At 65.9% G+C, this 24,610-nt stretch carries 20 protein-coding genes; 11 read left to right on the plus strand and 9 right to left on the minus strand.

Translation table 11 applies throughout. From position 1 onward, the window contains the following. Nucleotides 1-243: 243 nt before the first annotated feature. The gene (locus tag M9921_10195; protein ID MCO5297215.1) at nt 244-1,551 is read left to right on the plus strand and encodes a Gfo/Idh/MocA family oxidoreductase; all 1,308 of its coding nucleotides are present in this window, start codon (nt 244-246) and stop codon (nt 1,549-1,551) included. 1 nt (nt 1,552) lies between these two features. Here the strand turns inward: M9921_10195 and M9921_10200 are convergent, their stop codons facing one another. Further along, nucleotides 1,553-2,824 carry a hypothetical protein gene (locus M9921_10200; GenBank protein ID MCO5297216.1) on the minus strand — a complete coding sequence of 424 codons (1,272 nt, stop codon included), beginning with the start codon at nt 2,822-2,824 and terminating at the stop codon, nt 1,553-1,555. Between the two features lie 74 nt (nt 2,825-2,898). Between M9921_10200 and M9921_10205 the strand changes: the two genes are divergently transcribed. From M9921_10205 to M9921_10220, 4 genes are read left to right on the plus strand one after another with little or no spacing between them, the layout of a single operon-like run. Further along, entirely contained in the window at nt 2,899-4,572 is a 1,674-nt protein-coding gene (locus M9921_10205; protein ID MCO5297217.1) for a DUF885 domain-containing protein, read from the plus strand. A 58-nt stretch (nt 4,573-4,630) separates the two neighbouring features. Continuing rightward, on the plus strand, nt 4,631-5,734 hold the full coding sequence (locus tag M9921_10210; GenBank protein ID MCO5297218.1) for a mandelate racemase/muconate lactonizing enzyme family protein: 1,104 nt from the start codon (nt 4,631-4,633) through the stop codon (nt 5,732-5,734). A 34-nt stretch (nt 5,735-5,768) separates the two neighbouring features. Further along, the gene (locus tag M9921_10215; GenBank protein ID MCO5297219.1) at nt 5,769-7,115 is read left to right on the plus strand and encodes a hypothetical protein; all 1,347 of its coding nucleotides are present in this window, start codon (nt 5,769-5,771) and stop codon (nt 7,113-7,115) included. 56 nt (nt 7,116-7,171) lie between these two features. After that, complete coding sequence (locus M9921_10220; protein MCO5297220.1) at nt 7,172-9,157, plus strand: right-handed parallel beta-helix repeat-containing protein; 1,986 nt, start codon at nt 7,172-7,174, stop codon at nt 9,155-9,157. On the opposite strand, the gene M9921_10225 is transcribed toward M9921_10220, so the two are convergent. Continuing rightward, nucleotides 9,099-10,028 (minus strand): cysteine synthase family protein, encoded by a 930-nt coding sequence (locus tag M9921_10225; protein ID MCO5297221.1) that lies wholly within the window; start codon nt 10,026-10,028, stop codon nt 9,099-9,101. The genes M9921_10220 and M9921_10225 overlap by 59 nt on opposite strands. A 288-nt stretch (nt 10,029-10,316) precedes the next feature. Between M9921_10225 and M9921_10230 the strand changes: the two genes are divergently transcribed. Together M9921_10230 and M9921_10235 are read left to right on the plus strand one after the other, a co-directional pair. Beyond that, a complete protein-coding gene (locus M9921_10230; GenBank protein MCO5297222.1) occupies nt 10,317-10,523 on the plus strand; it encodes an AbrB/MazE/SpoVT family DNA-binding domain-containing protein in 207 nt (68 codons plus the stop codon). A gap of 2 nt (nt 10,524-10,525) precedes the next feature. Further along, nucleotides 10,526-10,912, plus strand: coding sequence for a type II toxin-antitoxin system death-on-curing family toxin (locus M9921_10235; GenBank protein MCO5297223.1), 387 nt, complete (start codon nt 10,526-10,528; stop codon nt 10,910-10,912). Nucleotides 10,913-10,968: 56 nt separating this feature from the next. Here the strand turns inward: M9921_10235 and M9921_10240 are convergent, their stop codons facing one another. From M9921_10240 to M9921_10260, 5 genes are all read right to left on the minus strand, one after another. Next, nucleotides 10,969-11,367, minus strand: coding sequence for a hypothetical protein (locus M9921_10240; GenBank protein MCO5297224.1), 399 nt, complete (start codon nt 11,365-11,367; stop codon nt 10,969-10,971). A 158-nt stretch (nt 11,368-11,525) separates the two neighbouring features. Continuing rightward, nucleotides 11,526-12,986, minus strand: coding sequence for a DUF1501 domain-containing protein (locus M9921_10245; GenBank protein MCO5297225.1), 1,461 nt, complete (start codon nt 12,984-12,986; stop codon nt 11,526-11,528). Nucleotides 12,987-12,988: 2 nt separating this feature from the next. Next, a complete protein-coding gene (locus M9921_10250; GenBank protein ID MCO5297226.1) occupies nt 12,989-16,135 on the minus strand; it encodes a DUF1553 domain-containing protein in 3,147 nt (1,048 codons plus the stop codon). A gap of 66 nt (nt 16,136-16,201) precedes the next feature. Then, entirely contained in the window at nt 16,202-16,789 is a 588-nt protein-coding gene (locus M9921_10255) for a hypothetical protein (GenBank protein ID MCO5297227.1), read from the minus strand. Continuing rightward, nucleotides 16,786-16,971 (minus strand): hypothetical protein, encoded by a 186-nt coding sequence (locus tag M9921_10260; protein MCO5297228.1) that lies wholly within the window; start codon nt 16,969-16,971, stop codon nt 16,786-16,788. Before M9921_10260 ends, M9921_10255 begins: the two co-directional genes overlap by 4 nt. A gap of 54 nt (nt 16,972-17,025) precedes the next feature. Between M9921_10260 and M9921_10265 the strand changes: the two genes are divergently transcribed. From M9921_10265 to M9921_10275, 3 genes are all read left to right on the plus strand, one after another. Further along, nucleotides 17,026-19,023, plus strand: a complete 1,998-nt coding sequence (locus M9921_10265; GenBank protein MCO5297229.1) for a hypothetical protein — start codon at nt 17,026-17,028, stop codon at nt 19,021-19,023. Nucleotides 19,024-19,100: 77 nt separating this feature from the next. Continuing rightward, nucleotides 19,101-19,445, plus strand: a complete 345-nt coding sequence (locus M9921_10270; protein MCO5297230.1) for a helix-turn-helix transcriptional regulator — start codon at nt 19,101-19,103, stop codon at nt 19,443-19,445. Beyond that, the gene (locus tag M9921_10275; GenBank protein MCO5297231.1) at nt 19,438-20,331 is read left to right on the plus strand and encodes a hypothetical protein; all 894 of its coding nucleotides are present in this window, start codon (nt 19,438-19,440) and stop codon (nt 20,329-20,331) included. The genes M9921_10270 and M9921_10275 overlap by 8 nt, the downstream gene beginning before the upstream one ends. Nucleotides 20,332-20,403: 72 nt before the next feature. Here M9921_10275 and M9921_10280 read toward each other — a convergent pair whose 3' ends face one another. Both M9921_10280 and M9921_10285 read right to left on the minus strand, forming a co-directional pair. Next, nucleotides 20,404-22,443 carry a molybdopterin-dependent oxidoreductase gene (locus tag M9921_10280; protein MCO5297232.1) on the minus strand — a complete coding sequence of 680 codons (2,040 nt, stop codon included), beginning with the start codon at nt 22,441-22,443 and terminating at the stop codon, nt 20,404-20,406. Further along, nucleotides 22,440-22,904 (minus strand): (2Fe-2S)-binding protein, encoded by a 465-nt coding sequence (locus M9921_10285; protein MCO5297233.1) that lies wholly within the window; start codon nt 22,902-22,904, stop codon nt 22,440-22,442. Before M9921_10285 ends, M9921_10280 begins: the two co-directional genes overlap by 4 nt. 113 nt (nt 22,905-23,017) lie before the next feature. Here M9921_10285 and M9921_10290 point away from each other — a divergent pair, with 113 nt between their 5' ends. Continuing rightward, complete coding sequence (locus tag M9921_10290) at nt 23,018-24,610, plus strand: thiamine pyrophosphate-dependent enzyme (protein MCO5297234.1); 1,593 nt, start codon at nt 23,018-23,020, stop codon at nt 24,608-24,610.

The raw sequence follows: 24,610 nt of genomic DNA on the forward strand, positions 1-24,610 counted from the left end.
CGGTCCCGGAACCGTTCACACTGGGCCTCGCCGGGATGGCGCTGCTGGCCGCCGCCCGCCGCCGACGCGCGTAGCCCTGCGGCAGTGCCCACCGGGTGCCACGCCCGCTTGTCGGGCGTGCGCGGATTCGCACCGGGTGTCACGCCCGTCCAGCGGGCGTGGCATGCGATGAGCACTTCGTGAGCACTCCCACCCCTTGAGTGAAAGCGCCGGGGGTCGGCTAAACTGCGTCCGGAGGATTCCATGGCATTCAAACCCACTCGACGCGACGTGCTCAAGGCTTCGGTAGCGGCGGCCGCCGGCCTCGCGGCGGGACCCAAGGCGTTCGCCCAGGCGCGGCGCGGGGCGAACGAGCGGCTTCAGTTCGCGATGATCGGCGTCGGCGGGCGGGGCGGTGCCCATCTCAAGCCGGCTGCCGAACTCGGCGAGATCGTCGCCCTTTGCGACATCGATGCGACGACCCGGACCAAGGTGCTCGCGGACTATCCCAACGCGGCGGCCTTCGCGGACTTTCGCGAGATGCTCGAGACCCTGCGCGGCCAGATCGACGCCGTCGTGGTCGCCACGCCGGACCACGTGCACGCCCCCGCCTCGGCCATGGCGATGAAGATGGGCAAGCACGTCTACTGCGAGAAGCCTCTGACGCGCACGCTTGGCGAGGCGCGCCGCCTCCAGGAGATCGCCAAACGCGCCGGCGTCGCCACCCAGATGGGCAACCAGGGCACGGCGAGCGACGATCTTCGCAACGCCGCGGCCGTGATCCAGACGGGAATGTTCGGCGCCGTCACCGAGGTCCACTGCTGGACCGATCGGGCGGGCGGCTGGTGGCCCCAAGGCGTCGAGCGGCCCGAGCCCAAGCCCGTCCCCGAAACCGTGGCCTGGGACCTGTGGCTCGGCCCGTCGCCGGAGCGACCCTATGCGCCCGGCTACCACCCCTTCGCTTGGCGCGGCTGGTGGGACTTCGGCTCCGGGGCCCTCGGAGACATCGGTTGCCACTGCATGAACCTGCCGTTCTGGGCGCTCGATTTGCGCGAACCGACGGCCGTGCAGTCCGAGACGTCCGGCCACAACAAGGACAGCTACCCGAGCTGGTCGATCGTCAAGATGGAGTTCCCCGAACGCAACGGTCGTCCCCCGGTCACGCTCACGTGGTACGACGGGGGCAAGAAGCCGCCGGCGGAGCTCGCCAACGGCGAGGCGTTGGGCGGCAACGGCTGCATCCTGGTGTGCGAGCACGCCAACCTGCACGCGCCGGCCGAGTACGGGTCGAACTGCCACATCGCGGGCGGCGGCGGACTGCCGACGGTGGAGTTCGAGAAGTCGCCAGGGCACTTCAAGGAGTTCGTGGTTGCCGCCTCGGGCGGGCCGCGGTCGAAGGGCGATATCGTCGCCTACTCCGGGCCGCTGACGGAGACCGTGTTGATGGGGAACCTGGCCGTGTGGGCTTCGGGCGAGCGCCTGGAATGGGACGCGCGGCGGCTGCGCGTGAAAGGGCGGCCCGAGTTCGACAAGGTGATCCACCCGACGTATCGCGCGGGCTGGATGCTGTAGTTCAGCCATGGAACCGCTCGTGCGCGGCGCGCTCGAGCGACTCTCGATGGTCTGGATGCGCGATCGCCGTCAAGGCGTGCGCGCGTTGGCGGAGGTTCTTCGCGTAGAGGTCGGCGATGCCGTACTCGGTCACCACAAACTGCACATGCCCGCGCGTGGTCACAACGCCCGCGCCCGGGTGCAACATGCCCACGATCCTCGACTCGCCTTTCGACGTGGTCGAAGGGAGGGCGATGATCGGTTTGCCCCCTTCGCTGAGCGCCGCGCCGCGCACGAAGTCCATCTGGCCGCCGATGCCCGAATACTGGAAGGTGCCGATGCTGTCGGCGACGACCTGACCGGTCAGATCCACCTCGATGGCGCTGTTGATCGAGGTCATGCGGGGCTGCTTGCGGATGACCGCCGTGTCGTTGATGTAGCCGATGTCCAGGACGGCCACCCGCGGATTGTCGTCCACGAAGTCATAGAGCCGCCGCGTGCCCAAGATCAAACCGGTGACGAGCTTGCCCCGGTGGTGGCGCTTCTCCTCGCCCGTGACCACCCCGGCCTCGACGAGATCCACCACACCGTCCGAGCAGATCTCCGTGTGGATGCCTAGCCGCTTGTGTCCCCGCAGCGACGAGAGCACCGCATTGGGGATCGTACCGATGCCGAGCTGCAGGGTGGCGCCGTCCTCCACCAGCGAGGCCACGTGCTCCCCGATTCGGCGTTCGATATCGTTAGGTTCCCTAACGGCCACTTCGGGCAGCTCTTCGTCCTCCCAAATCGTGGCGGCGAACCTCGACAGGCGAACGTGGCCGTCTCCGTGGGTCCGCGGCATGCGCGCGTTGATCTGGGCGATGACGATCTTCGCGCTGTGAACGGCCGCGACCGTCGCGTCCACCGAAACGCCCAGGGAGCAGTACCCGTGCCGGTCCGGCGGCGACACCTGGACCAGGGCGACGTCGAGCGGCAGAATCTGCCTTCGGAACAACCCCGGCACCTCGCTGAGGAACACGGGGATGTAGTCCGCGTGCCCCGCCGCCACGGCGTCCCGCACGTTGGCGCCGATGAAAAGCGCGTTCACGTGAAAGCTCTCGGCAAGCGCAGCGTCGGCGTAGGGCGCCGCACCCTCGGTGTGGAGGTGGACGATCTCCACGTTGCGCAGTTCCGGCGCGCGCGCCGTCATCGCGCGGATCAGCGCCTGCGGTGCGCCGGCGACGCTCTGGATGAAGACTCGGGAGTTGGAGGGGATGAGGCGGACGGCTTCGGCCGCCGAAAGGTGCGATTCCATGCATCTCCTTGTTACCCCGCCAGGCAGGAGTTCGTGTCAGGATCACGAAAGGAAACCCGTCTTCCTACTGAGTCATGCTTCCCCTCCTCCTCTTTGTCGCCGCCATGCCCAAATCCACCAACGAGGCCCCCGCCAACCTGCGCGAGACCATCGAGGTCTTCCGCGCCGACGAAAGCGGGTTGCAGCGTGTGTACGCGCAACCCCTGTCCGAGAACCGCCGAGAGCGATTGCGCGCGTTCTACGCCGACCGCCTGAAGGCCCTTCAAACGCTTGATTTCGGTGCGCTCGGCTTCGACGCGCAGGTCGACTCCGTGCTCCTTCGCAACTACATCGAGCGCGAATCACACCAGCTCGAACTCGACGCCAAGGAGCAGGCGCGCTACGCCCCGCTGATCCCGTTTGCGAAATCGATCGTGGAGCTGGAGGAGTCGCGGCGCCGCTTCGAGGAGCCCGATCCGGAGAAGGCCGCCGGCGTCCTGAACGCGCTCATCAAGACCCTCAAAGAGCTGAAGCCCCAACTCGGCGAGAAACTCAAGGCGAAGAAGTACGAGGGAAACCAGGCGTTCCTCGCGATCCGCGGCCTGCGGAACACGTTGAAGTCGTGGTTCGAGTACTTCAACGGCTACAACCCGATGTTCACTTGGTGGTGCGCGGAGCCGTTCAAACTCGCCGATGCCGAACTGAAGAGCTACAGCGACGCGGTGCGCGAGAAGATCGTCGGGGTGAAGGCCGACGACGAGGACGCCATCGTGGGGAACCCGATTGGACGCGAAGCGCTGATCGCCGAGCTGAAGTACGAGCTGATTCCCTACACGCCCGAGGAGTTGCTCAAGATCGCCGACCGCGAATACGCGTGGTGCGAGAAGGAGGCCAAACGCGCCGCGCACGACATGGGCTATGGCGACGACTGGAAGAAGGCCTTGGAGCGGGTGAAGAACGACCACGTGGCCCCCGGAGAGCAGCCGGAGTACATCCGCTTTCTCGCCAACGAGGCCGTGGATTTTCTCGAGGCGCACGACCTCATCACCGTTCCCGAACTCGCCAAAGAGGATTGGCGGATGGAGATGATGTCGCCGGAGCGCCAGCGCGTCAACCCGTTCTTCCTTGGCGGGGAGTCGATCATCGTCTCGTTCCCGACGGACACGATGACGCACGAAGAGAAGCTGATGAGCCTGCGCGCCAACAACAAGCACTTCTCCCGCGCCACGGTGTTTCACGAACTGATCCCCGGCCACCACCTTCAGGGCTTCATGAACGCCCGCTACAAGCCGTACCGCCGCATGTTCGGCACGCCGTTCTGGACCGAGGGGTGGGCGCTGTACTGGGAGATGCTGCTTTGGGACCTCGATTTCCCGAAGACGCCGGAGAACCGCATGGGCATGCTGTTCTGGCGGATGCACCGGTGCGCGCGCATCATCTTCTCGCTCAAGTTCCACCTGGGCGAGATGACCCCGCAGGAGTGCATCGACTTCCTCGTCGAGAAGGTGGGCCACGAGCGCGCAAGCGCGGAAGGGGAAGTGCGCCGCTCGTTCAACGGCTCCTACCCCCCGCTCTACCAACTCGCCTACATGATCGGCGGGTTGCAGTTTCGCGCGATGCACAAGGAGCTGGTCGAGTCGGGCAAGATGACCAACCGCGCGTTCCACGACGCGATCCTGCATGAGAACAACATGCCGGTGGAGATGGTGCGGGCGATCCTCACGAAGCAGAAGCTCACACCGGACTTCCACAGCATCTGGAAGTTCTAGGGGAGCGTTTTTCGTTGGTCGCTTGTCGCTTTTCGTGTGGGGCTATGCTAGCTGCGGTATGAACATCCAGTCCATTCGCGCCTACCGCATCGATCTTCCCCTTAAAGAGGGCTCCTATAACTGGTCGGGTGGGAAATCCGTGTCCGTGTTCGACTCGACCGTCGTGGAGGTGGTGACCGACGAGGGGCTCACGGGCTGGGGCGAGGTGTGCCCACTCGGACCGTTCTATCTGCCCGCCTACGCGGAAGGGGTGCGCGCGGGAATCCGCGAGTTGGGGCCGCATCTGCTCGGCGAGAACCCAATGGAACTCGAGAAGCTGAACCGACGCATGGACGCGGCCCTGCAAGGTCACCCTTACGTGAAATCGGGCATCGACATGGCGTGCTGGGACCTTCTGGGCAAGGCCACGGGCCAGCCGGTCTGCGTGTTGCTGGGCGGGCGCTACGGAGAGGATTTCGTGCTGTATCGAGCGATCTCGCAGGAGTCGCCCGAGGCGATGGCGGCCAAGATCGCCGGTTACCGGAACGAAGGGTACCGGCGTTTCCAGTTGAAGGTGGGCGGCGATCCCGATACGGACATCGAACGCATCCGCGCGGCGGCGGCACAACTCCAACCGGGCGACAAGCTGATCGCCGACGCGAACACGGGCTGGCTGCGCCACGAGGCGATGCGCGTAGCGGATGCCGTGCGCTCGCTCGACGTCTATCTCGAACAGCCGTGCCGCACGTACGAAGAGTGCCTCTCCGTGAGGCGTCACACCGACCGTCCGTTCGTGCTCGACGAGAACGTGGATTCGCTGGCGATGCTCATGCGCGGCCACCACGACCTCGCGATGGACGTGGTGAACCTCAAGATCAGCAAGTTCGGTGGGCTGACGAAAACCCGGCAGGCCCGGGATTTGTGCGCCGCCCTCGGCATTGCGATGACCATCGAGGACAGTTGGGGCGGCGACATCGTGACCGCCGCGATCGCCCACCTCGCGCACAGTACGCCTACGGAGCTGCTGTTTACCTCCACCGACTTCAACAGCTACGTGACCGTCCCGTTCGCCGACGGCGCGCCGCAACGCCGCGCGGGTCGGATGGCCGCGTCGGCGGCACCCGGTTTGGGTGTGGATCCGATGCTCGGCCTGCTGGGCGAGCCGTTGGTCGAACTCTCATAACGAATTCAGGGGAAGAACCCGTCTGAGGGGTGTTATGCCGAGCGTCAGGCGTTTCTGGACGATTCCGGTCGGCGCCGCGGTCAGCGCGGTCCTGCTGGTGCTTGCGCTGCCTCTCGGCGAAAGGGCCTTCCTCGGTTGGTTCGCGCTCGCGCCGTTGCTCGCCTCGGTGCGGGCGCGCGGATTCCTCATCGGGTTTGTCGCCGCCATCGGCACGGTGTTCCTGGCGGCGTGGATCGCGACCCACGGGCTCCTGTACGCATCGCGCGACCCGGAGGGCGAGGCGGCTTGGATCGCAACGGGGATGGGGCTGTTCGGATTCGCGCTCGCGGGAGCGGTGGCGGTTTGGGCGGATCCGAAGCTCGGGCGAAGGCCGCTCTGGTGGCTCGCGGCGGTCGCCGTGCTGCTCGAGGCGTGCCTCCTCGTCGAGCTTCCCGCACATCTTGCGCTCACGCAGTACCGCCAACCCCTGCCTTTGATGCTCGCGTCGGTGGGCGGGGTCTGGGCCGTGTCGTTCGTGCTGTGGTGGGCGAACTTCTGGGTCGCCTCGATGCCGATGCGCCGTGCTGCGGGATGGGCCGTGGCGATGGCGGCCGCCGCGCTCCTGCTCCGATCCGCTTGGCTCCCCGTTCCATCGGGGACGGCGATCTTCGTGGCGGCGATCCAAACGGAAGGGGACGACTCGGAGACCTTGACCGCCCTGCACCTTCGCGCATCCCAGCGGCAGCCCGCGCTGGTGGTGTGGCCGGAGTTCAGCGGGTTGGCGATGGGTCTGCCCAACACGGGCCCCCTGAAGGCGCTCTCCAAGCGCGCCTCGCCGTTCGTGACCAGCTTCCGCGACGACCACAAGCCCCTGCCCCACAACGCCGCGGCGTTGTTCGACGGAGGGCGGGAGTCCGAGCGGTACTTCAAACGCAAGCCATTTGGCGCGGAGCGGGCGATGCACGCCGCGGGCACCGAACCCGTTGCGGCGCCCCTGGGCCCGCTGTCGGTGGGTCTGAACATCTGCTTCGATTCGTGCTTCCCCTCCGTGATGCGGGAAACGGCGCGCCTCGAGGGCGTGGGTTTGTTGGCGCTTCCGACGATCGATCCGCGCGCGCCGCACCACTTCATGGCCGCGATGCACGCCGCCTACTCGCCGTTCCGGGCCGCGGAACTGGGCGTGCCCGTCGTGCGCGCCGACGGCGGGGCCTACTCGTCGATCGTGGACGCGCGCGGGCGCATCGTGGCGGAGGCCGCGCCGGGCGAGACCGTCCTGATGGGCTCGGTCGTTCCCGGTTCGCACTGGACCGTCGTGCGCTCGCTGGGGGATTGGTTCTTGGTTGCGTGCGGAGGGCTCGTCCTGCTGGGTTGGAAACGACAAACGATAGACGACAAACGATGACCGCCGGCCAAGCGGTGGCCGTGGGCGAAGGTGAACGGCCGACGCTACACTAGGCCATGGTGTGGTGTGCACTCGCATTGGCCGCTCCCGCGTCGGGCATGGTTGTGATCTTCGCCGCACCAAGTGCACGCGGAGGCAACGGGAGCCGGGAGGCGCCCTATTCGCTCCCGGAGGCCCAGGCTGCGGCCAGAAAAGTGAAGGGGCGAAGAACGGTGCGTCTGATGGGCGGGGTGTACTGGCTCGAAAGGACCTGGAAGGTGACCCCCGAAGACTCGGGAACGACCTTCGAGGCTGTCCCCGGGGAGTCTCCCATTCTCGATGGCGGACAGCAGCTGGTGAATTGGAATCCGGAACCCGGTGAACTGTGGGAGACCCAGCCAGCCGGAACCCGCGTTCGGCAGCTCTTCGTCGATGGGAAGCGGGCCGAACGGGCACGCTGGCCCGAGCCTGGCCATCTCGTCCAGTTCAAGTCCGTGAGCGAAAGGGTCCTCGAGAAGGGCGACGGCCGCAAGCCCCAGCGAACCGAACTCCGGATCGACCTCGGCCCCGAGGGGATGGCGGTGCTCCAACGGATGCCAGCCGAGGACCTGGCGCTGGTCGATCTCGTGGCTTATCACAAATGGGACACGACGCGTCGTTCCAACCTCCGGATCGAAGACGGTGTGTTGGTCAGTGTCGGCGAAGGCATGAAGCCGTGGAACGTGCTGGACACCAGCACCGACTATGTGCTGGAAAACGTGCCGGCTGGGCTCGGTCGGCCGGGCACCTATGTGGAGCGTGCGAACGGCCAGGTTCTCTACCGTCCTCTTCCGGGCCAGACCAAGACCCAGGCGACTCCCGTCGCGGGCCGGCTCGATCGGTTGCTCCAGATCCAAGGGGAGCCGGGGAGCCCGGTGCGAGACGTCTCTTTCGTCGGCCTTGCCTTCAGGTATGCGCGCTTCGCGATTCCGGAGGAGGGCCTCGAACCCGCGCAGGCGGCCTCCAACCTTGGCGCGGCCATCGAGGCCGACTACGCGTGGGACGTGACCTTACGCGGCGTGCGGGTCGAAAACGTGGGCGAGTACGCCGTGTGGTTTCGCGAAGGCTGCCTGCGCGGGCGCGTGCTCGACTCCGTGATGCAAGACCTTGGGGCGGGCGGCGTTCGCATCGGGACCGCCTCGGAGCCTTCGGGCGCCCAGGCCGTGACGCGCGAGTGCGTCGTGGAGAACTCGATCATCCGCTCCGGGGGGCACACGGCGCCGTGCGCGGTCGGCGTGTGGATCGGCCACGCGAGCGACAATGTCGTGCGCTTCTGCGACATCGGCGATTTGGGCTACAGCGGTGTCTCGATCGGGTGGCGCTGGGGCTACAACCCCAGTTTCGCCAAACGCAACGTGATCCGGAACTGCCACATCCACGACCTCGGGCACGGGCTGCTGTCCGACATGGCCGGGGTGTACACCTTGGGGCCGTCCGAGGGAACCGTCGTGGCGAACTGCTGGATCCACGACGTGCAGTCCCGGCACTACGGCGGGTGGGGTCTCTACACCGACGAGGGAAGCACCGGCATCGTGATGGAGAACTGCCTCGTGCACGACACGACGAGCGGCGGGTTCCACCAGCACTACGGCAAGGAGAACGTCGTGCGCAACTGCCTCTTCGCGTTTGCGCGGGACCAACAGCTGCAGGCCACGCGTGTGGAGGATCATCTCAGCTTCACGCTGGATCGCTGCCTCGTCGTGTGGGACCGCGGCCAGCCCCTCGCGGGACCGTGGTCGCAGGTGAGGCTGCAGGCGAAGGATGTGCTGTGGGAGCCCCTCGAGGGAGCCGGCCGCTCGTGGGCGGGGATGACGTTCGACCAGTGGAGCGCCTTGCCGGGCGTTTCGGGCAACCGCCTGGTGCAGGGTTTGTTCGTGGATGCCAAGGCCCGAGACTTCCGCTTGGCGCCGAACTCGCCCGCCAAGGCCATCGGTTTCGTGCCCCTGGACTTGAGGAAAGTGGGGGTCAGGCCCCGACGAGATCCCCTGCCAGATACTTCAGACCCGAATCGCAGATCACCGTGACCACACGTTTCCCCGGGCCCAACGCCCGGGCGACGGCGATTGCGCTGAACACGTTGGCACCCGCGGTGGGACCGCAGTAGATGCCCTCCTCGCGCCATAGGCGGCGGGCGGTCTCGAACGCGTCCTCGTCGGAGACGGCCACGATCTCGTCGATCAAGTCCTGACGGCAACCGGCTGGGACGAACCCGGCGCCCATGCCCTCCAGCCGGTGGCCCAAATAAGGCCCCACCCCCGCCAGAGCTCGGCATTTCTCAGGCTCGACCGCCACACATCGGGTTGACGGGTTCGCCGCCTTCAGCACCTCGGAGTTGCCGGAGAAGCACCCTCCCGTTCCCACGCCCATCACGAAGGCATCCACGTTGCCCAACTCCGTGAGGATCTCGTGACCCATCGCGTGGTACCCCGCTCGGTTGTCGGGGTTCTCGAACTGCTGGGTCCAGAACGTGTTGGGTTCGGACGCCAGTTCGCGCACCTTGGCCAGACCGCGCTGGATCAACTCGGGGGTGACCTTGCCGTTCTCGCTCGGAATGATCTCGACCGTCGCCCCGAACCCGCGCATCGTCTTGGGCTTGTCCTCCGAGAACGCGGCGGACGCGAAGAACTGCGCGCGGTACCCCTTGGCCGCGCAGATCATCGCAAGGGAAGAGCCCGTGCTGCCGCCCGTGTACTCCACCACGCGACCGCCCGCGGTCAACTCGCCGCGCCGCTCCGCCCCTTCGACCATCGAGAGCGCCATACGGTCCTTCATGCTGCCAGTCGGGTTGGTGCCTTCGAGCTTCACAAAGATCTCGGCACCGTCAGGATCGGGCATCCGGACGAGGCGGACCAAGGGCGTGTTGCCAATCGTGGAGAGGATAGAGCGTCGAGGCATGCGTGGATGATGAACCAGGGGGAACCATAGAAGCCACAGAAACGGGATTGATGTGGAACCACAGAAGGCACAGAAACCACAGAATATGGGGTTGCAACGGAACCGCGGATCAGCAGGGATTGCACTGAACGTGGCCTGCCCATCCGTGTCGATCCGCGCCAATCCGTGGTCCTTCCCTTCTGTGCTTTCTGTGGCTCCTCCCTTAGGCCCACGGACAAACTAGGTTCCGTGCTGCCCTCTCAAGGAACCTACAGAGTCATGACGACGTCATAACATTAGGAAACGGCCATGAGGAAGAAACTGCAGCAAACGGGCAACTCGCGCGCGCTGATCATCAACAAGGAGATGCTGCGCCACCTCGGCGTCGCCGAGGTGGTGGAGGTGCGCTACATCGAGGGCGGGATCCTCCTTACGAACCCCGACACCCCGGCCTCCGAGTTTGCACGCGCGTTCTCCACCAAGCACGGACGGGCGATGAAGCGTCTGGCAGAGTAGCGGTGGAGTACCTGTCGGTCGAGGAGGTAGTGGACATCCACGCGGAGACTCTACGGCTGAACGGCGGCTCCCCTGGGATTCTGGATTTCGGACGCCTCGAATCGGCGATTGGCGCCGCGCGCCAGACCTTCGACGGTCGTCCGCTCTACGACACGATCGGGTCGGTCGCCGCCGCACTCTGGCACTCGCTCTCTTCAAACCATCCGTTCGTGGACGGCAACAAGCGCACTGCGGCGATCGCCGCCGCCTACTTCGCCCACAAGAACCGGTGGGAACTGGCTTTGGACGACGACCAGATCATTGAGATCGGACTCGGCATGGCCGATGGAACGCTGGATCGGGCCGACGTCCTCAGTCGGGTGGAAGCTGCCGCTCGCCCGATGGAGTAGTAAACAGCCGGGTGGCGCTGAAGCGACGCAATCCAAACCCGCAGTTGCCAACCGGACTACTCGTTCGGAAGTTCCAATTGCGGGGCTGGCCCGGGTAGCCAGCGTCGGATGCCGATTCCCGCCAACCAGCCGGCGCCCGTGGCAGCCAGTTCCGCTACTACGATTCGAGAGAGGTACAACGGCCAGTTGGAGATGACTTCGCCAACGACCCAGCGGACGAACCCGCCGCACAGCGGCGCGAGCACGACCGTGGCGCCAAGGACCGTTGCCACAGAGAACAACCGATGCCGCCGGTCCGGCGAGAGGACCGCCCCAAAGGTGAAGCAAAGGCCGATGGCGAGCCACCACTGGAGGCCGTTCCATTCGGTCAGCATGCCAGTCATCATGCTGAACAACCCCAGCCACTGGGCAACAAGGAACGCGGCCACAAGACACGTGGCCGTTGTGGTAGCCAAGGGAGGACTCTCGATGGACCTTCGACTGGGCGGCGTCCCATGGAGGCGTCGGATAGCCTCTTCGATGAAGGCTTCCTCGATGCCTGCCTCGCCAGCCACAAGGGGCTGTAAGTATGCGTCTCGGGCGCGAAGCGCCGCTGCGTGAGACTCGCCCCCACCTACCTCAGCCAATCGTCCACGATCGAGCCCGACACGTCCGTGAGCCGGAAATCGCGACCCTGATACCGGAACGTGAGGCGCTCGTGGTCGATGCCGAGCAGGTGCAGCAGCGTGGCGTGCAGGTCGTGGACGCTCACGGGGTCCTTCACCACGTTGTAGGAGAAGTCGTCCGTCTCGCCGTACGACACGCCGCCCTTGATGCCCCCGCCGGCGAGCCAGATCGAGAAGCACCGAGGGTGGTGGTCGCGACCGTAGTCCGTGTCGGTGAGGGTGCCCTGCGAGTACACGGTTCGCCCGAACTCCCCGCCCCACACCACCAGCGTGTCGTCGAGCATCCCGCGCTGCTTGAGATCCTTGACGAGCGCCGCCGAAGGCTGGTCCGTGTCGAACGCCTGGCCCTGCATGGCCTTCGGAAGGTTGAAGTGCTGATCCCAACCCATGTGGAACAGCTGCATGAACCGTACGCCGCGCTCCGCCATTCGCCGTGCGAGCAGGCAGTTGTAGGCGTACGAGCCCGGGCGTTTGACCTCCGGGCCGTACATCTCGAGCACGCTCTCCGGCTCCTTCGAGATGTCGAGCAGCTCGGGAACCGACGTTTGCATCCGGAACGCCAGCTCGTACTGGCTGATGCGGGTGTCGACTTCGGGATCCCCACTCACGGCCTTTCGGATCTTGTTCAGCCCCATCAGGTCGTCGAGCATCTCGCGCCGCGTCTCGCGGTCCACGCCGTGCGGGTCCGAAAGGAACAGCACGGGATCGCCCGTGTTGCGGAACTTCACGCCCTGGTGCGTCGTGGGCAGGAAGCCCGAGCCCCACAACCGGTCGTAGAGAGGCTGGTCGTCCTTGCGCCCGGTGCCGACGCTGGTGAGCACCACGTAGGCGGGCAGGTCGTTGTTCAACGTGCCCAACCCGTAGCTGAGCCACGAGCCGATGCTCGGCCTGCCCGCAAGCTGGAATCCGGTCTGGAAGAACGTGACCGCGGGGTCGTGGTTGATCGCGTCGGTGTACATGGACCTCACCACGCACAGCTCGTCGGCGATGTCCGCCAGGTGCGGCAGCAGTTCGCTGAACCACGCCCCGCCCTGGCCGTGCTGCGAGAACTTGAAGATCGAGTTCACGACGGGGAACTTCTTCTGGCCGCTGGTCATGCCCGTGAGCCGTTGGCCCATGCGGATGCTGGCGGGCAGATCTTCGCCGCGCATCGCAGCCAACTTCGGTTTCGGGTCGAAGAGCTCCATTTGGCTGGGGGCGCCGGACTGGAAGAGGTAGATCACGCGGTTGGCCTTCGGCGCGAAGTGGGGCACGCCCGGCAGGCCGCCGAACCGCTTGGCGTCCTGCAAGGGCGCTGCGAACCCCTCCTGCGTCAACAAACCGGCGAGCGCCGCGATCCCGAGCCCGCCCGTGCCCTTGAGGAACGTGCGTCGGTTGAACTGGTCCTGAAGTTGGAAGAGGGGATTCACATCTACTCCTTGGTCACGGTCTCGTCGAGGTTGAGAATGGTGCTGGTCGCGATCGTGTAGGCCGCGAGGACCGCGGGCTCGACCGATGGGTCGATCGGCGCGTCGCCCTCGGCCAGCAGTTCCTTGGCCGCGGCGGGATCGGCGCGGTATTTGGCGAGGCGCTTGGCGAAGCCGCTCTCGAGGATCGACAACTCCTTGTCGGTCGGCGGGCGGCACAGGGCGAGTTCGAACGCCTTGGCCAACCGCTCCCGCGGGGTGCTCCCCAGCTTCATCACGCGCTGGGCGAGGACGCGCGACGCCTCCACGTAGGTGGGGTCGTTCATCATCGCGAGCGCTTGGAGCGGCGTGTCGGTGATCGCGCGGCGCACGCGGCACGTCTCGCGGGACGGCACGTCGAACAGCAGCATGTTCGGCGGCGCGGCCGTGCGCTTCCAGATCGTGTAGAGGCTGCGCCGGTAGAGGCCGTCCCCCTTGTCGGGCATGTAGTTGCGCAGGTTGCCGTACACGTTCGTTTCGTCCCAGATGCCCTTGGGCTGATAGGGGCGCACGGAGGGCCCGCCCAACTTCTCGACCAGGAGCCCGCTCACAAACAGCGCTTGGTCGCGCAACACCTCGCCAGGGAGCCGATGGCGTGGGCCGCGGCTCACCAATAGGTTCTTCGGATCGGCTTCGAGCAGCTCGGGAGTGACCGCCGACGATTGGCGGTAGGCCGCGCTCGTCACGATCTTCTTCCACATCGCCTTGAGGTCCCAGCCGGACTCCATGAAGTCCACCGCCAGGGTGTCGAGCAGTTCGGGGTGCGTGGGGAAGGAGGCGCGCGTGCCGAAGTCTTCGCTGGTCTCCACGATGCCCGTGCCGAAGCAACGCGCCCACATGCGGTTCACGGCGACGCGCGCGGTCAGCGGGTTGTCCTTCGAGACGATCCACTCCGCGAGACCGAGACGGTTGTCGGGCGCGCCCTTCGGCAGGGGCGGGAGAAACGCGGGAACACTGGCGGTCACCTTGTCGCCGTGCTGGTCGTACTGCCCGCGGATCAACACGAAACAATCGCGCGGCGTGGGCATCTCCTCCATCACCATCACCGTCGTGATCTCCGAATCGACCTTCTTGCGCCGCTCCTCGGAGGTCGCGAGTTCGGCGACCTGTTTGCGGAACGCGGGGTCGGTCTCCTCCAGCCATGCACGGGCGACGAGCTTCTGCTGTTCGGGGGTGCGGTCCTTCGCGGGGATCGCAAGCAACCGCGCCGCGGGACGGACATCGGCCAGGCGAGCGACCTCCTCGGGCTTCAACGCGCGGCTATAGATCGCCAGGTCGTCGACCCGGCCGCTGAACATGTTCGCTCCCGTGCGCCGCCCCACGGTGAGGGGCACCGTCGTGCGGATCGTGCCCTTCAGGGCGTCTCGCTCGACCTCTTTCTCCACGGGCTTGCCGTCGATGTAGATCTTCACCCCATCGGGCTTGCGCGAACCGTCCACGGTCACGAACACGTGGCTCCACTGCTTGAGCGGAATCTTGGTTTTCGAGGTGACCTTGAGAGCGTCGTCCGGCCACTTGTCGATCAGGTGGACCATCGGCTGGCCCGCGGCGAAGAAGAGGTCCCAGCCGCGGAAGTCGTTCGGGCTGTCCATCCGGGCGATGGCCGCCCCGTTCCCGTCCTCGGGGTAGATCCACGCGCCGTACGAGAAAGCGTCTTTTGAGTCGAATTCGCCGACCTGCCCGAGGTCGAGGTACGCGTCGGGTTTGGTGACCACCGCGCCGGTGGAGCGTCCGAGATCGTCGGCCACGGGACCCTCGGACTTGGGTTCGGGCGCCTGGCCTGCGGCAACCTTGGAGTGCGCGCCCAGAACGTAACGCGCCACGAGGCTCTCCCGAACGGGTGCGGGCGGGTGGGCGGCTCCCTTCCAGGAGGCGGCTTGTTCGACGCTCCCTGCGATGCGCTGGTCGACCACCGCCTGTTGCTTCTGAACCAGCGCCATCAGCCGCGCCAGTTCGGTCCGCTGCTCGGGGTACGGCGCGCGCATGAGGGGCGGATGGTTGACCGGCCGCTCCTCTCCGGTGCCGCTTTCGGGCACGTTGTTGAAGTAGGCGAAGAGGCTGTAGAACTCCTTCTGCGAGATGGGATCGTACTTGTGGTCGTGGCAGCGCGCGCACCCGGCGGTCAGGCCGAGCCACGTCTCCGAGGTCGTTTCCACGCGGTCGATCACGTTCTCGACGCGCCACTCCTCGGCGATCACGCCTCCTTCGGTGTTGATGCGGTGGTTGCGGTTGAAGCCCGTGGCGAGCTTCTGGTCGAAGGTCGCATTGGGGAGCAGGTCGCCGGCGAGTTGCTCGATTGTGAATTCGTCGTACGGCATGTTCTTGTTGAACGCGGCGATGACCCAGTCGCGCCAGCGGTACTGGTAGCGCTCGTAGTCCGCCTGGTAGCCGTTGCTGTCCGCGTACCGGGCGTAATCCATCCAGTCCATCGCCATGCGCTCCCCGTAGCGGGGCGAAGCCAGGAGGCGGTCCACCTGTTTCTCGTAGGCGTTGGGGCTCTTGTCGCGCAGGAAGGCGGCGAGCTCCTCGGGAGTGGGCGGCAGCCCCGTGAGGTCGAGCGCCACGCGGCGCAGGAGGGTGGCCTTGTCAGCCTCGGGGCTGGGGTGGAGACCCGCGCCTTCGAGTCGGGCGAGGACGAAGCGGTCGATCTCGTTGCGCGGCCATTTCGTGTCTTTGACGAGCGGCAGCGGCGCCTTGACGGGCTTGACCCAACCCCAGTGCTCCTTGAACTCGGCCCCCTGCTTGATCCAATCCTCGAGCGCCTGCTTCTCGTCGTCGGAGAGAGTTTTGTGCGAATCGGGCGGCGGCATCTGGCCGGGGCCGTCGAGTCGGATCCGGCGCACCAGCTCGCTCTGTTCGGGGTGGCCGGGGACGATCGCGCGCTCGCCGTTGGGCAGGGTCTTGGTCGCGCGTTCGAACGTGTCGAGCCGCAGGCCGGCGAACCCGTCTCCCGTCGACGGACCGTGGCACGACGAGCACTTGCCGAGGATGGGCCGGATGTCGCGGTTGAATTCGATCTTCGCTTCCGGCTTCGGGGCGGGAGTCGGGCGGGAGGCGAGTCCGGCGGTGAGAAGGGCGAGGCTTGCCAGGGGCAACCACGTGCGCGACGTCATGGTTTGAGTATACGAGGGGTGGTTGGTGGTTTGTGGTTAATGGTTTGTGGGGCAGGGCGCCGGCGCCTAGCTCAGACCCACTTCCTTGAAGCTCGCTTCCAACAAGGCTTGTACATCGAGGCGAGTAGCCCACTCCCTCAGATAGCCGACGTCGAGTTGACTTGCCTGCACCTCGAGCACCTGCACCGCGTCGTTCCACTGCCGTTCGCTGGCCCGGTTACCCGATTCGTACCATCGCAGTTTGTTCAGCACAATGTCTTCGGGCGTCTGGACCATGCATGCCAACCCTTCGGCCAGCACGACGGGCTTGGCTCGATCCAGGACGCTTTGGCCGAACGGCTCGTCGCCCACGAGGAAGAAATCGATCTTGTACACGTGCTCGACGTGGAGGGCCTGGACCATGCGGTAGTCGTCTTTGATGGCAAGCGCGCCAAGCAGTTCAGACTCGCTGATGAGGTAGTCGGGAGTGAACGCCGCCAAGAACTCCAAACCGCGTTCCTCGGATAGCGCGACATTGATATCAAAGTCGTTTGTGTATCGGGGCTGTCCCCAAACGCCGCTTGCTGCCGAGCCGCCGAGCGCGTAGGGCGAACCCAGCTTCTCGAGTCGGGCCACCACGTCCGCAAGCACAACCAGAGCGAACGACTCGTTCACGCGTGGCGTTCGAGGTGTTTGCGCCCCGCCTCGTTGATTTGACGGCCAAAAGCGATGCGGTCCAGAACCATGCGCAGACGCTGCTCGGGAGTCAGTTGGCGCAACAGTTCCACGAAGCGGCGGTGCGCAAGATCGCTCGTGTCCAAGAGATCGGTTCGCCGGAGATGGGGACGGTGGAACACGGATGAAGTGTACTGGAGGTGATCCCTGTACAATGGAATCACTAGGGGAATCCGATGCTGGCTTCGCTTATCCTCGCAACCGTCTGCTACTCCAACTATGCCCCGACCTCGTTCGACGGCTCTGTCCAGGAGTACGCGGCGAAGATCAGCGAAACTGGCGCGACTCGGTATTCGGTTGACGCCACCCTCCAGCACGAGCCGATCCTCATCCGCTCCCCCGATCTCGCCCTCGAGTCGCCCCGCATCCGCGAACTGGTGGCTCAGGCCGTCGAGGGCGAGTGGGTGGAAACGCGCCCCAACCAGTTTCGGCTGGAAATCGGGCGCGCGACGGCGGCCAAACTCGCAGAGCGGGACCTCAAGCAGAGAACAGACTCCCTCACCGCTTGGTTCAAAGAGCTGAAGCGCACCCATCGGGCGACCGCCAAGGAGCAGGTCGCAAGGCTGCTCGAAGAAGTGTCCTCCTATGACCGTCGGGCCGCCGCCGGCGAGTTCACTCGTGCAGGTGGGTTCTCGTACCACGCCCCCACGCCGGCTCTCGAACTCCTGACGGCGCTGCTCCTCGACCTGGGCCCGACCACCCTTGCCAAGATCCCGCTTGGCGACACCCAAACGTGGAGCAACGTGCCGGTCGGGGAGCAGGAGCGGTTTCCTCCTGCTTCTCAGAGCGCGCTTGCCACGTTCCAGAGTGTTTCCGAGAAGGTGGCCAGCGCCCTGGCCAAAGAGGACATGCCCAAGGACACCTATCCTTGGGAAGAGTTCTTCGACAATCTCCGCAGGGACCGCACCTCCTGCCGGGTTCTTCTCACGGTCCTGCCGAATTTCGTGAGTTCGTATCGCTTGCGCGTCTACGATCGACGAGGCGAACTCGTCGATACCGCAATGCTCCTCGAGCCCTACAGGACAACAACCCTCCGATCCCCCGAGGATGCCGAGAAGGCGCCGGCGGAGCACATTCCCTTGACCGACTCAAGCGCCGAGTTCATGCGGTTGACCAAAGAGGCCGATCTTTACAATACCGACATCTCGCGCCATCGGGACCCGCCCCAGGCGAAGCTGCTGACGCTGGAGACGTTCGAGCCCTTGACCGTCGGGTTCGGCGAACTGTTCACGGACATGTCGGATGGATCGGCGAAATCAATCGTGGCCTACCTCCCGGACACCGCAATCCGAGCCGCCGTGTCCTTGTCCAAGAAGGGTGCGGTGGAGGGCAAGGGCCTTTGGAGCAACCTCCTCGCAAGCGGACTGGTGGAGGTCGTGTCAGGCCCGGACGCCCTCGTGGTGCGGCCAGAGAATCCCGCGAGGGCACGTCACGGCAGGGTTGGGAGGTTCGGTCTTCACCACTACGCCCGTCAGGTTTTGGAGCACCAAGGGACGACGCCAAGAATAGAGTGCACGTTCTACTTCGAGGGTGGGCCGGGGGTACTCGCAAGCCCCGTCTCAAGCGCTTTCCGCCACTGCCTTGTTCCGCTGGTGCCCCTCCGCGGGGCGTTCCTCCGATACTGGTTGGGTGCGCTCCTCGGGGGCCTCGGCGATCCGATATGGACCGAGTTGGAGGCTGGAAGGGGAGTTGCGGTCCGAAACCTCCCGATGGCTCAGAAGCTCGCGTTTCGAAGGTGGCTCGAGTATGGGGGACCCGGGCGCTACGAGTACGAGCCCTCGGTGACCTCGTCGAACGCGATCTACGACTACCAGTTGTACTTCGACGTGTCCGACGACCCGCTTGTGCTCTGCACCACTCTGGGGGAGGGTGCGTGGGCCAACTACCCGCAGTTCCCCAGGCGCTTGAGCGAAATCATCGAATCGCTGGTCTCCAGCAAGATCACCCCGGACAAACTCTCGAGCCTCCTCAACGGCCGGTACGACCTGATCGCGTCCACCTCCACCACCGCGGTGGCCAGACTCGGCTATGTCGAATGGGTGGGCGAGACGCTGGGAGACGACGCCTCGAAGAAGATCGCCACCGACGTCGCATTCAAAGACTGGCCCGAAGCCCTGCGCACCCGCGTAATGCACGCGCTCTCCCCACCTCCGGGCCAAGGCGCATACCCCTAGCGTCCTTTGCGCCTTCTCGCAAAATTCTCCCCCTATCTTCTTGATATTCGATGTACATCGTGTTATGATGTACGTCAATGAGATACAGAACCGACACACGCGCCTTGGTTCTTGCGGTGCTGGCCGAAGAGCCTTTGCACGGCTACGGCATCTCCAAGGCGATCAAGGCCCGTTCGAGCAAGGTCCTCAAAATGGGCGAAGGGCAGCTGTATCCCATCCTCCACGAGCTCGAGGAGCGGGGGTGGGTCACCGCGGAGTGGGAGATGCAGGACGAAGACCCGCCCCGCCGCGTCTACTCGATCACGGAGGAGGGCGGCGGTGAGCTGAAGCGCCGTTCGAAGGAGTGGGAGACATTCGTGTCGGCCGTAGGCACCGTGCTGCAGCCGCCCCCTCGCCGCACCCTGGAGCCCGGCCATGAGTAGCCGCAGCGAAGCCTATCTCGCCGAACTCGACCGCCGCCTCGCGCGCCGTGTCGCCGAGCCTCGCCGAGGCGAGTTGATCGCCGAACTGCGTTCGCACCTGCACCTTCATGCCAATGACACAGGCAGCGAATCCGAGGCCCTCCAACCCCTCGGGCCCGTGGAGCTCGTGGCTGAGGACCTCATCCGCAGCGAATCGGGCTTGGATGTCAGGTCGCCGTGGCGGTTGGCGGCCCTTCCTTTGGTGTTGCTGGTCCTGTCTTCAACCATTCCGCTGTTCATGGCTTGGGTGCTGCATTTTGAGAGCCTCCCCTACACGACCGTGCAGATCGGCTCTGAGTACGTGATCCTTGCAGCCTTCGCATGGTGCGTCTGGCGCTCGCGCCGGTGGCTCCTCCTACCAGTCATCGTGGCGCTTCTATTGATCGATGGGATAGGGCTGGTGTCAATGGCTACCACTGGCCCCGTCCTCCACGACAGGCAGGCGATGGATGGCAAGGTAGAAGCACTCAGGGTCTACCGAACATGGCCTCCACCAGCAAACACCGCAGTTGAGGTGGGCGAGACAGCGGACCGACACAGATACTACGTGCCTGGACGGCGATCCCTGACCTTTCCACGGAGACTTCCCTATGGATTCGGTGTTCATTGGAATCTGAAAGTGCATGAATACGACACCGTCCTTGGAGCACAAGAGGCACGGAGGAGATGGAAGTCGGAGGGCGGAGCTTTCATGGACCGGGTGCTACTCCAGCTTCTGTTGATCGTCACTTCGACGTTTTGCTGGAAACTCAGCGTGTTCGCGCTACTCAATGGGTGCCTCCTTAAGTTCCACGCGATTCGCCGCCATTTGATTCACCGAAGGAAGGTGTTGCCCAAAGTGTCCTAGCCCCACCCTCCCCGCCTCTGCGACTCTGCGTGAAACCTTAGCGATCTTAGCGTTCTTTGCGTGCAACTCCCCCTACACCAGCCGCAAGGGCAAGTCCCGAAGCCCCTGCCCCGTCGCTGCCAGCAGCGCGTTGCGGATCGCCGGAGCGATGGCGACGATCGGGCACTCGCCGGCGCCGGAGGACGGGAGGTCCTTTCGGTCGAGCAAGACGACCTCGATCTTCGGCACGTCCCCGAAACGCGGGACCCGGTAACGCGAGAGGCGGTCGGTGAGGAGCTTGCCGTTTCGGTAGTCAATCCTCTCGAAGAGGGCCCCACCGAGGCCTTGAACGAGGGCGCCCAGTATCTGGCTCTCCAAGTGCTTTGGGTTGACGACGGCGCCGCAATCGAATACGGAGGTCGCGCGCACGACGCGGAACTCCTTGCCGTCCACCGCGACTTCGACCGCGGTCGCGATGAACCCGCCCTTCTCCGCGCCGCAGGCGATGCCGAAGCCGTGGCCGTCCGGGGCGGGCGTGCTCCAGCCGAATTCCGACGCGCATAGTTCGAGCACGGCCCGCAGGCGCGTTGTGGGCGTGGGCCCCGTGGGGATCGAATCCTCGGTGAGGTTCTTCAGCCGGAACGCCACCGGGTCCAAACCAGCGAGGCGCGCCAGATCGTCCATATGCGACTCGCGCGCGAAGTGGTTGACGGTCGCCCCGAGGGCGCGATACGAGCCCTGGCGAAGTGGCGAAGGACCATTGGTCGAGCGCTCTCTCGGATTCGAAACGCGGTAGGGCGTGCGCAACCCGGCACCCCCGGGATTCACGGTCTCGAAGGACCACCCCGTCAACATCCCGTGCGCGTCCACGCCAGCGGCAATCTCGATAAGCGCCGCCGGGCGCAAGTAGGCGAACCGAAACTCCTCGGGGCGGGTCCACGCGACTTTCACCGGCTCCCCGAGCGCATTCGCGATCCGCGCGGCCTCGACGGCCGCGTCACCGGTGTGTTTGCCGCCATATCCTGAACCGGTGTCAGGCACGAGGACGCGCACCAGATCCTCGTTGATCCCCAGTGCCTGGGCCACTTCGGTGCGGACGCCAAAGGGACGTTGCGTGCCCGTGTGTACGGTCATCTTGCCGTCCACCCATTCGGCGAGCGCCGCGCGCGGCTCGAGCGGAACGTGCGCGATGTAGGGCGCCGTATAGGTCGCTCGCAGGACGTGGGCTCCGGCGATGGAGCCGGGGTCGCCGAGCGCTTTGCGGAAGTCCTCGAACAACGTGCTTGCCGAAGGGCCTGGGACCTCGTTCCACTTGGCCTTCAGCGCGGCAAGGCCGGCCTCGGCCTGCCGGCGGGTAGGCGCCGCGACGGCGACAAACTCGCCGTCGCGCACCACGTGGGTCCCGGGCAGCGCTTGCGCTGCGGCCTCGTCGATCGACGCCGCCATTGCGCCCAGGGAGGGTGCGCGGAGAACCACCGCGTGGAGCATGCCGGGCCGCACGAGGTCGGCGCTGTACCGGTGGCTCCCGGTGACGATCGCGCGGCCGTCGACCTTGGGTACCGACCGGCCAAGAACCTTATGTTCTTGGGGCGCGGTGAGTGCGATGTCCGAGCGGATCGCCCCGTCCAAGGGCTTTCCGGCCACCAGTTCGCCGTAGGTTGCGGAGTGCTCGGGGCGGTCCGTGATGCGCCCATCCTCGGTACGCAGCCGCGCGCGGTCCACACCCCACTTTTCGGCGGCGCGATCGAGCAGTGCTTCGCGGGCCGCGGCCCCTGCGCGACGCAGTTGGGGTGCCATCGTGGGGGTCGTTAGACTCCCAAACGTTCCCATGTCGTACGGCACCAGGGCCGTGTCGCCCATCACCATACGAATGGAGTCGATGGGGACGCGCAACTCCTCCGCGACGGCTTGGGCCAGCGACGTCCGCACGTTTTGCCCCACCTCGACCTTGCCGGTGAGCACCGTGATCTGCCCGTCTTCGCCGATGTGCAGCCAGGCGTCGATCGTCTGCGGTGCCTCTGCACCGCGGCGCTGGGCAGAGGCCACAGGGCCGACGGCAAGCACGACCATGCCTGCGCCGAGGGCTTTCAGCACCGAGCGGCGGGACAGCTCCATGCGGCTCTCGAACGTCATCGCGTCGCCTCCTTCGCTGCGGCCGCGCGTTTCACGGCCGCGACGATGCGCGGGTAGACCCCGCACCGGCACACGTGGCCTTGCATCCCCTGGGCGATCTGCGCTTCCGTGGGATTGGGGTTGCGCTCGAGCAGAGCCACGGCCACTAAGATCATTCCTGTGGAGCAGAACCCGCACTGCATGGCGTCCTCGTCGAGGAAAGCCTGTTGGAGGGGGTGCAGCTTGCCCTCCTGCTCTAGCCCCTCGATCGTCCAGATCTTGGCGGGCTCTGCGGCGGAGACCGGGACCATGCAGGAGCGCACGGGTTGCCCGTCGAGGAGCACGGTGCACGCGCCGCACTGCGCCTCGCCGCACCCGTACTTCGCGCCGGTCAGCCCCAGATCGTCGCGTAAGACCTCGAGGAGCTTGGTTTCGGGCGGCGCGTCGACCGTGTGCTCCTTCCCGTTCACATTGAGTCGCATGGCGTGGCTCCCCCGCTCCTTCCTACCCGATCGGCGCACGGCCGTGTTCCGCCGCCATGAGCCCTGTCATATCGCTCCTCGGGACCTCGGGCCAACATAGAAGCATGCCCACTATGACCGCAAGACTGTTGTTGGGCGACGAGGCCGTGGCGATGGCCGCGGTCGATGCCGGGATCGGCGGCGCGTTCTCCTACGCGGGCACCCCCGCGACCGAGATTTTCGAATCGATTCAGGCGATGGCGCCCGACGTTTGGGCCGAGTGGTCGGCCAACGAGAAGGTCGCCTACGAGGAGGCGCTCGGCATGTCCTACGCGGGCAAGCGCGCGCTCGTGTCGATGAAGCACGTCGGACTCAATGTCGCCAGCGACCCCTTCATGAGTTCGGCGCTGACCGGGGTGAACGGGGGCTTGGTGCTGGTGGTCGCCGACGACCCGGGCATGCACTCTTCGCAGAACGAGCAGGACTCCCGCTTCTATGCGGAGTTCGCCCACCTCCCGTGCTTCGAACCGAGCACCCAGCAGGAGTGCTACGACATGACGCGCGACGCCTTCCGGCTCTCCGAAGAGTGGGGCGTGCCGGTGATGGTGCGGCTGGTCACCCGCCTCGCGCACAGCCGCTCCGGCGTGCACCAGTGGCCGGAGGACGAGCGCGCCCGCCGGGAAACGGCCCTTCCGCTTCCCAATCCGAACGACTGGACGCTGGTGCCGATCAACGCGCGTCGGCGCTACCGTCACTTGTTGGACCTTCAGCCTGCGCTGAGAGCCGCCTCCGAAACCTCGCCGTACAACACGCTCGAACTCGGCGGCAAGCGGGGCGTGATCTGTGCGGGGACCGGCTCCAACTACGTGCGCGAGATGCTCGGCGCCGAACCGGAAGACTCGCTGCTGCGCATCGGCCTCTACCCGCTTCCCGAGGCGCTGATCCGCAAGCTGGTGCAGCACTGCGACGAGATCGTGGTCGTCGAAGAGGGGTATCCCTTCATCGAACAGCGCTTGAACGGCTTGCTTGGCCTTTCGGGCAAGGACGTGCGCGGCAAACTCGACGGCAGCCTGCCCCCCGACGGCGAGCTCTTGCCGGAAACCGTCGCCCGCGCGCTCGGCGTCCCGTTGGCGGAGGGTGCCCCCGAAGATCCCATCGTGGCCGGGAGGCCGCCGCAGTTCTGCAAGGGGTGTCCCCACTCGGACACGTTCAACGCGATGCTCGACGCCACGCGGGAGTTTCCCCACGCCCTGATGTTTGGAGACATCGGATGCTACGCGCTCGGAATCATGCCTCCGTACCAGGCCGTGCACTCGTGCGTGGACATGGGCTCGTCCGTCGGGATGGCGCACGGCGCCCGCCGCGCCGGCGCGTACCCCGTGCTCTGCGCGATCGGCGATTCGACATTCGCCCACTCGGGAATGTCGGCGCTGTTGGGGGCGGTGCACTCGGATGCGGACATCACGGTCCTGATTCTTGACAACGCCACGACGGCGATGACGGGGGCTCAGGATTCGATGGCCACCGGTGAGCCGCTGCTTGAGATTCTGCGGGGCCTCGGGGTGAAGGACCTGCATTTGGTGGAGCCTCTACCCAAACACCGGGCGGAGAACGTCGAGGTCCTGCGCAAGGCGATCGATCACAAGGGGTTGAGCGTGATCGTCGCCCGGCGGGCGTGCATTCAAATTCGGCCGAGCAAGCGGTCGTCCAACCTTCCAGTGGAGTAG

The organism is Fimbriimonadaceae bacterium (genome assembly GCA_023957775.1).
Taxonomy (GTDB): domain Bacteria; phylum Armatimonadota; class Fimbriimonadia; order Fimbriimonadales; family Fimbriimonadaceae; genus JAMLGR01.